At 64.2% G+C, this 1,116-nt stretch carries 1 protein-coding gene; it reads right to left on the bottom strand.

Translation table 11 applies throughout. The features are described 5' to 3' along the window. Nucleotides 1-41: 41 nt before the first annotated feature. A partial coding sequence (locus BO1_RS48950) for an ABC transporter ATP-binding protein (protein ID WP_028223793.1) occupies nucleotides 42-1,116 on the bottom strand: 1,075 nt, incomplete at its 5' end.

The following is a 1,116-nucleotide window of genomic DNA, read 5'->3' as shown; positions in this document are numbered from 1 at the left end:
CCGTCGTGGAAGGTAAAGTCGTACTCATGTCGGCATCTCCCTTATTGCGTGAGCACGACGCCGCTGGCGGGCGACCACGAGACATAGACATCGTCGTTCCAGGCCGGCGCGCCCTCGTTCATGAGGTGCGAGCTGGAGAGGTTCGAGACGACCACCTTGCCGCCGGGCAGGCGCACGTGATAGAGCGAGTAGCTGCCCATGTAGGCGACGTCCTTGACCACGCCGCGCGCCCAGTTGTGCGGCGTGGACGGCTTCTCGCGCGTGACGCGCACGCGCTCGGGGCGCACGGAGATGCCCACCGGCATGCCGAGCGGCCCGGTGATGCCGTGGCTCACGTACATGCGCGCTTCGAGGTCTTCGCTTTCGACGTAGATGTGATCGGGCTCGTCTTCGACGACCTTGCCTTCGAAGAGGTTGGTCGAGCCGATGAACTCGGCGGAGAAGCGGCTGTTGGGGAATTCGTAGACGTCGTTGGGCGAGCCGATCTGCACGATGCGGCCTTCGCTCATGACGGCGAGGCGGTTGGCCATCGTCATCGCCTCTTCCTGATCGTGCGTGACCATCACGCAGGTGACATCGACCTTCTCGATGATGTTCACGAGTTCGAGCTGGGTCTTCTGGCGGATCTTCTTGTCGAGCGCGGACATCGGCTCGTCGAGCAGGAGCAGCTTGGGACGCTTGACGAGCGAGCGGGCGAGCGCGACGCGCTGCTGCTGGCCGCCCGAAAGCTGATGCGGCTTGCGCTTGGCATAGCGGCCCATCTGCACGAGGTTCAGCGCATCGGCCACGCGCTCCTTGATCTCGTTCCTGGGCACGCCTTCCTGCTTCAGGCCGAACGCGACGTTCGACTCCACGCTCATGTGCGGGAAGAGCGCGTACGACTGGAACATCATGTTGACGGGGCGGCGATACGGGGGGAGCGTCGCGAGGTCTTCGCCGTCGACGAAGATCTTGCCCGAGGTGGCGGTCTCGAAGCCGGCGAGCATGCGCAGCAGCGTGGACTTGCCGCAACCCGAGCTGCCGAGCAGCGCGAAGAGCTCGTTCTTCGCGATGTTCAGGCTCACGTTGTTGACGGCGACGCTGTCGCCGAACTTCTTGACGACGTTTTCGATGCGG

This window comes from Paraburkholderia oxyphila NBRC 105797 (assembly GCF_000685075.1).
GTDB classification, from domain to species: domain Bacteria; phylum Pseudomonadota; class Gammaproteobacteria; order Burkholderiales; family Burkholderiaceae; genus Paraburkholderia; species Paraburkholderia oxyphila.
The sequence above is the reverse complement of the archived record's forward strand: the minus strand, read 5'-3'. Positions and strand labels throughout refer to the sequence as shown.